Below are 6984 nucleotides of genomic sequence, written 5' to 3' on the forward strand. Positions count from 1 at the left end.
TTCCCGCCGGTCTCAACAATTGCGTACATAAACTGACCTCTTACGGAATTGACGCGAACGGGCGGCGGAGACGCAGCACGGGCGCAGTCGAGTAAACATTCAGTATAGAACATGCGGCCAGTCCAAGCCAAATGCGTCGTCACCCAGCCGTCCTTGCCGAGCCGCGACGGCGTCGGAGCGGTGCGCTTTGAGTCCAGTCCGATGCCTTCCTAAAAACGGCAGAAGATCGACGCGCAAGCTGCTGCGGAACATCGCATGATGAATCAGTCCCCTTTTATGCTCGACCGCGATAGCGGGACCGTCGTGCCAAGGGAGGCAAAGTCACGACACCGGGACTAACTACTGCGGCGCACTCGCGCAGCGAAGTTCGGAACCGATTTGGCCATGAACTCCAGGTGAGAGGCTAAGTCGACTTCGTAGCTCCGCGCCTGGTCCTCAATCTTAGTTTGGACCAATCCTTGGTCGAGGTCCCATTGGTGGGTAAGGAATTGGTCCGGATGAAGCGCCTCAATACCGAAATCGCGGATCTGGGCGTTCGGGAAATGCCTCAAATTCGCGGTTACGATGCAGTCTGCTCGGGCCATTATCGCAGCGGCGAGTACGTGGCGGTCCTCGCCGTTAACGGGCATGAACGGTATTAGCGATTTGTAACCGTCCACCATCGCTTCCGGAAACGCGGATCGCATGCAGGCGAGCCGATATCTTGCTTTCTGTGCGGAGAGTTTGAATTTTCCGCTAAGAAGGTTGCGTTCGACTTCGGCAAGGATCTCGGATGACCATTTGGGACTGTACATCGCAGGCTCCTCGGCCAGGCGCAGCATCAGATCGCATAGCCGAATCGGGAGGAGAACGCAGGCATCCAGCACTGCGGAATACTCATTTACCAGCGTAATCATCCAGCGTGGCGTCACCAGCGCCCGCCTCAATCTCAGATTGCACCATCAGATCAAGGGCGGCCCGCCGTGATCGATCACGCTTGGACTTGTAGATGAGAAGATCCTTTACCGACACGCGTCGATGGGTGCCAACCTTGGTGTAGGGGATCTCTCCTCCTTCCACCAGGTTCACGAAAAACTGGCGTGACATTCCGAGCATGCGTGCTGCTTGCGCGGTGGTTAGGCCGTGCCGTTCCTGAAAAACCGCTACGGACGCTCCTTCGCTCAGGTCTTTCAGAATCCGGACGAGTAGGCGATATACCGAAGCGGGCAGCGTGAGACTCTCGCCGGTCGGGCTTGTCAACTGGGCGTAGCTTCCCGCCAGAACAGCATTTCGGTATAGCTCGATGATCTCCCGCTGTTCAACCTCGGGTACATCGACGGGGCTCACGATGGCATCTGGCAGGAAGGTGGCCTGTGTTGACATCTCGTTGTCGGCTTCAAACGTAAACGCTATAAACGCTACGTCCCGATGTTACCGGTTTGTTGGATTTCTGTCAAATCGAGTCACCCGTTTTCCACAGCCAATGCGTGCCGCCATGACGCGGCTGGGGAGAAGTGTCCCGAGGGCGGCGCCCTCTGGTGGAGAACCAGGGCGGAGCGCCACAAACACCCCGCACAGCTAGATCAAGCCGTTTCCGCTGCGAGCGTCTCTTTGACGAGGCTGGCAAGTTCCCGCGATTTATAGGGTTTTTGCAGAAATCCGGCAAGAGCGTGGCCGCGAAAGCGCTCGACGGCTTCCGATTGGCTGAATCCGCTGGAGACGATTACCTTCACGCGAGGATGGATCTCGCGCAGTCGCGCCAAGGCTTCATCCCCGCTCATATCGGGCATCGTCAGGTCGAGCACTACCGCCGAGACGCGGTGGGCTTCGCGGGAAAAGAGGTCCACCGCGGCGTGGCCGTCTTCGGCAACCAGCACTTCATAGCCGCACCGGGTGAGCGTGGCACGCGCCAGCTGGCGCACGATCGTCTCGTCGTCTACAACCAGGATTACGCCGGTGCCGCCGACAGCGTCTGGGGTTGAAAGAGAGTCTCTGGAGGTACGAACGGGCGCCGGACTCGCGGGGAACAGAATATCGAAATTTGTGCCGCGGCCGGGCGTCGAATCGATCGAGATGGCGCCGCGGTGAGCGCGCACGATCCCCAGTACCGCGGAAAGTCCGAGACCGCGCCCCGTGAATTTGGTGGTGAAGAACGGATCGAAGATACGCGCCTGCGTGGCGGCATCCATACCGCATCCGGTATCGCGGACCTGAAAAACGACATAATTGCCGGGAGGGATCGGCGGAAGCCCAAAGGGTTGGTGCAGGGGCTGTTCCAAGCGGCGGCTATTCGTACTTACGTTTACGCGTCCCGGCCCGGTGCCGCAGGCTTCCGCGGCGTTGAGGATCAGGTTCATGACGATCTGTTGCAGCTGACTGCGATCGCCTTCGACAGCGGGAAGATCCGCCTGGAATCGGGTCTGGATGGTGATGGACCGGTGAATGGAGCTGGTAATCAGCGGCAGAATCTCCGCGGTGAGAATCGAAAGATCGACCTTTTCAATGATGAAGTTGCCGCGCCCGGAATAAGCCAGCATCTGGCGCGTGAGGCTGGCCGCCTTCTCGCTCGCGGAAAGAACGCCGTTCAAGAGATGACGTACCGAACTTTGCGGCCCGAGGATATCGAGGGCCAGCGAGGAGTTGCCCATGATGCCGACCAGCAGGTTGTTGAAGTCATGCGCGATCCCGCCGGCCAATACCCCGAGCGACTCGAGTTTCGCGGTTTCGCGGAGGCGTGCTTCCGCCGCTTCCACGGTACGCCGCGAGCGCACCTCCGCCGTGACATCCTGGAGAAGCATGATGAGGCCGGCGGCGGCGCCGTCCGGAGCGCGATAGGGCGTGAGCATCACGTTCAAGAGAATTTCCTCGCCGTTGGCGGAGGGGTTGGGGCCGGCGACGGAGCCGGGGTTAGAGTCGGGGTTGGGAGCGTGACGCGCGATCGCAACCTCACGGCGCGTTTCCGTGGCTCCGGACGCGTAGGCGTTTCGTAGTGGTTCTTCTAGGGTCTGGAACAGCGCAGGCGCGGCGTCCCGCAGCGAACGGCCGGCCGGATCGACGCCGAGCCGTTCGCGCGTCAGTGGATGTACGACTTCGAAGATCAGATCCGGCCCGCTCAGAAGGTCGATCGCGACGGGAGCTTGCTGAAATACCGAGTGGAGGTGTACGCGCTGCTTCTCCGCCTGCGCGCGGGCGCTTTCCAGGTCCGCGGTGCGCTCGCGAACCTTGCTCTCCAGTTCCTCGTTTGCGGAACGGAGGATCTGCTCGACCCGGCGGCGGCTCTTGGCAACCCGATCGGAGGCCGCGGCAATGAACACCAGAACCAGAAGCGCCGCCCAATCGATGGTTGGCGGGAACCACAATTTCCCATGACTGACTATCTGCGAAAGCAGCGGAAAGCAGGCCGCTATGACCAGCAGGCCGCCCACGAATCCCGCGAACCAGGCGGAAACGGAGATGGCTACGATGAAGGAAATGCTGACGATCGGCGCTAAATCAGGGCGGCCCCTTAATGCCAGCGCGACACATGCCGGAATAGCGAGCGACAACAGCGAGGCGAGATAACGGACGAGCAAAGATCGGAATTTCGGCATCGCGTCCCGGACGTCCGGTGTTGGGCAGCTAAGGAAGGCACGACCGGCTCTGAACGAGAGTGTACTCCGACTGGTTGCGCATCGACACCGGCGAAGCGGCAAATGAATCCAGAGACCGACCGCAAGAGCGGGCCGCTTGTGTCTGTGAACACAAAACTCAGAATGAAAATTAGGCGATCCTGTTGAAGAATAGAATAGTGCGCGACCGTGCAACCGGCAAGAACAAGAGGTTGAGGGGATCGCATTCCGTTGCGCTGGTTCTGATGGCTTGCAGCACTGCGCATCTGTTCGGCCAGGGCGGAGCTTCGCTCGTGGGCACGGTGCGAGACGCAAAGGGAGGGGCCATATCCGGCGCGACGGTGACCGCTTTGCGCATCGAAACCGGCGTTGAGTATCCGGGCACCACGACCTCGGCCGGCGATTACGCTTTGAGCGATGTCCCCAGCGGCGCTTACCGCCTTACGGTTCGTGCGGACGGGTTTGAAGAGCTGCAGGTCGAAGGCATTGAGCTGCACGTCGCGACCGTCCTCCGGCAGGACGCGACACTGCGGATCGCGGCCGTGAAGTCGCAGATCGAAGTGGAATCGTCAACTCCGCTGGTCAATACGGAAACGGCGGAGATCGGACAACTGATCGATTCGCGCCTGATCGCCGATCTTCCCCTCAACGAACGGAACATCTTCTCGTTAATTGCGCTGACACCAGGGACGGAAACGGCGGTGAATCCCGAAGCGCGGTTCACCGATACGGAGCGGCCTGCCATCGCGGGCGGGCGCGCGGGATACACCGTCTTTCGAATCGATGGAATCGACATCAACAGCCAGAATCTGCCGTCGGCATCGGTAACGCCCGCAGTCGATGCCGTTCAGGAGTTTCGCGCCGTGACGCAACTGGCGCCCGCATCGGAGAGCGGCACATCGACCGTGAGCATCGCGCTCCGCAGCGGTACGAACCTATTTCATGGGACGGCTTTCGATTTCTTTCGCAATAACGTGCTCGACGGGCATCCGTTCTTTGAGCGCAATATCTCCACGCCGAGCTTCCAAAGCGAGCCGGACCAATTGCGCTACAACCAATTCGGCGCAACGTTGGGCGGCCCCATCCGGCATAACCGCACGTTCTTCTTCCTGAGCTTCCAAGGCACGGCGAACGATGGGTTGACCCAGGTGACGGGCCTATATCCAACGGCGCAGATGTTAGCCGGAAACTTTTCGGGAGTGAATCCGCTCCGCGGCCAGGCGATGCGGAACTTCGGTCCGATACTGGAACCGGGATCGACCACTCCGTTTCCGGGAAACATCGTTCCCATGAGCCAGTGGAGCGCGTTTGCCCAGAAGTTTTTGCCGCTCGCGTTCTTGCCGGCGAACTGTATGGCGTGCCTCGCGGAGGGTTTAGGATTCGATTTCGCGGGTGAAGCTCCGGAGCGCGCCAATCAAGCGCAGGGATTGGGCCGCGTCGATCACCGCTTCAATGATCGCGATTCGCTGTTCGGGACGGTGCTTGCGGGATCGGGAAATTCCACCGACGTGGCGTCGTCGAATCCGATCTCCGAGGTCGACACTCCGATCAACTACTATTTCGTGGAGCTGGGTGAAACGCACGTGTTCGGCCCCGAGATGGTGAACGAATTTCGCCTCGGCTACACGCGTTTGCGCGACTCGCTGCAGCAGAAAGAGAACGCGAACGGTGAATTCACATTCCAGAACACGCCCACGAGCTTGCCGTCGCTCTATCCGACGGTCGATATCGCCGGCTACGGAACCTACGGAAACGGAGCGATTTCGGATCGGAACTTCGCGCTCGAAGATTCCTGGGACGGCGTGGACGGAGTGACGATTCAACGCGGGCAGCATGAGATTCAGGCGGGCTTCGAGGCGATTCGGGCGCGGTTCTGGAACACCGTCAATTTGAACGCCTTCTTGGTATATGCGGACGGGTTGCCCTCTTCGCTGGGCTTTACGGGATCGGGATTCGCCGATTTCCTGCTCGGCACGCCGCTGGAAGGGGTTACGTTTCAAGGCACCGGCAAGGCTTCGCACGTCGAGCGTTCCGTGTATGCGGGCTATGTGCAGGATAGCTGGCGGATATCGCCCACGCTTACTGTAAACGCGGGGCTGCGGTATGAATATCCGCAACGCTGGCACGACGCGAACACCGAACTCAACCGGCTGGGAACGCTGGACACAAGCGCGGCCAGCGAGGCTATCGGGGGGCGCTTTCTGCTCGGCGGAAGCGCCAATTATTACGTGCCGGGGATTGGCGTCGTCGAGGGAACCGGAGCGCCTTTGATTCGAGCCGCGCTGGTGGACCCCGCGTGGCGCGATTTTCAGCCTCGCGGAGGAATCGCCTGGAGGCCTTTCGGAGAGACGACGGCATTTCGCGCGGGAGCCGGCATTTACTATGCGATTCAGGACGCCAACTCGCTCGCCTTCGAGATGCTTTCTCCGCCGTTTCAGTACGAGACAACGGTGGTGAACTTAAGCGGAAAGCCATTGAAGGACAGCCAGTTTTTCCCGGCATCTCCGCCCTCGGGCGTGGCGAGCGAGGGGGACGATCCGACGAATCGCGATCCTCTGCTGTATCAGTGGACGGCCAGCGTTGAACATCAGATCGGCCGCGGGATACTTATCTCGGCGGAGTATCTGGGCAATCACGGCATCCACCAACCCTACTCTCTTCTCATCAATACGCCGTCGCTGCCCACCGGCGGGCTGCTGACGACGCTGGAAGAGAATCCTGGGATGGATGTGTCGCTGGCGGAGCAGCGGTCGCCGTATCCGCGCGTCGGGTTGGCGTACGAATATACGGAGAACGTGGGGCAGAGCTGGTACGACGCGCTGAATCTAAGGGCGGAAGGGCGCCTGCGGCGAGTCACGTTCACCGCTGCGTACACGTGGTCGAAAGCGCTCGACGAAAGTTCGTCGGAGCAGCAGACCGCGGCCGTCCTATCCAATCTATCTTTAGGCAAGAGTTATTCGGATTACGATCACCCGCAGCGTTTCGTCGGCAGTTGGGTTTACGATCTTCCGAGCGTGGGGCGGGGCGCGCGATGGCGGCGGTTGGGATCGGGATGGGCGCTATCGGGAATCGCCACGTTCGAAGCGGGGCCGCCTTATTCCATCACCATGGGCGCGGATACGGCTCTGGTGGGCGGGTCGGTTACGGTGTATCCGGACCTGGCCGGGCCGCTGGTACACGAGAACATCCGGGCGTCGAACGGGATCTATCTGTCACCGCAGAACTTCGTTGCGGCGCCGTTCGGACAATACGGCGAACTAACTCGCAATGACTTTCATGGACCGGGTTACTCCAATTACGACTTAGGCCTGCTGAAGACGACTTCTCTAACTGAGAGGTTGAGCTTACAGCTGCGCGGCGAGTTCTTCAACGCGGTCAATCACGCGACGTTCTCATT

Annotated in this window: 4 protein-coding genes; 1 reads left to right on the forward strand and 3 read right to left on the reverse strand. The window is 60.4% G+C overall.

Going from position 1 to position 6984, the window contains the following annotated elements; genetic code table 11:
• Positions 1 to 335: 335 nt before the first annotated feature.
• The 3 genes from H1Y01_RS07565 to H1Y01_RS07575 all read right to left on the reverse strand — a co-directional run bounded on the left by H1Y01_RS07565 (position 336) and on the right by H1Y01_RS07575 (position 3551).
• Entirely contained in the window at positions 336 to 896 is a 561-nt protein-coding gene (locus H1Y01_RS07565) for a PIN domain-containing protein (RefSeq protein WP_180539835.1), read from the reverse strand.
• Positions 877 to 1362 (reverse strand): helix-turn-helix domain-containing protein, encoded by a 486-nt coding sequence (locus H1Y01_RS07570; RefSeq protein ID WP_180539836.1) that lies wholly within the window; start codon positions 1360 to 1362, stop codon positions 877 to 879. Before H1Y01_RS07570 ends, H1Y01_RS07565 begins: the two co-directional genes overlap by 20 nt.
• A 200-nt stretch (positions 1363 to 1562) precedes the next feature.
• The gene (locus tag H1Y01_RS07575; protein WP_180539837.1) at positions 1563 to 3551 is read right to left on the reverse strand and encodes a response regulator; all 1989 of its coding nucleotides are present in this window, start codon (positions 3549 to 3551) and stop codon (positions 1563 to 1565) included.
• A 215-nt stretch (positions 3552 to 3766) separates the two neighbouring features.
• Between H1Y01_RS07575 and H1Y01_RS07580 the strand changes: the two genes are divergently transcribed.
• The coding region (locus tag H1Y01_RS07580) for a TonB-dependent receptor (RefSeq protein ID WP_180539838.1) at positions 3767 to 6984 on the forward strand (3218 nt) is incomplete at its 3' end.

Origin of the sequence: Nevskia soli, from assembly GCF_903970205.1 — a bacterium.
In the GTDB taxonomy this organism is placed as follows: domain Bacteria; phylum Acidobacteriota; class Terriglobia; order Bryobacterales; family Bryobacteraceae; genus Bog-113.

Bases quoted from the DNA above. Each gene is read 5' to 3' on its own strand.
- H1Y01_RS07565 (WP_180539835.1), bottom strand. From the start codon at position 896: ATGATTACGCTGGTAAATGAGTATTCCGCAGTGCTGGATGCCTGCGTT.
- H1Y01_RS07570 (WP_180539836.1), bottom strand. From the start codon at position 1,362: ATGTCAACACAGGCCACCTTCCTGCCAGATGCCATCGTGAGCCCCGTC.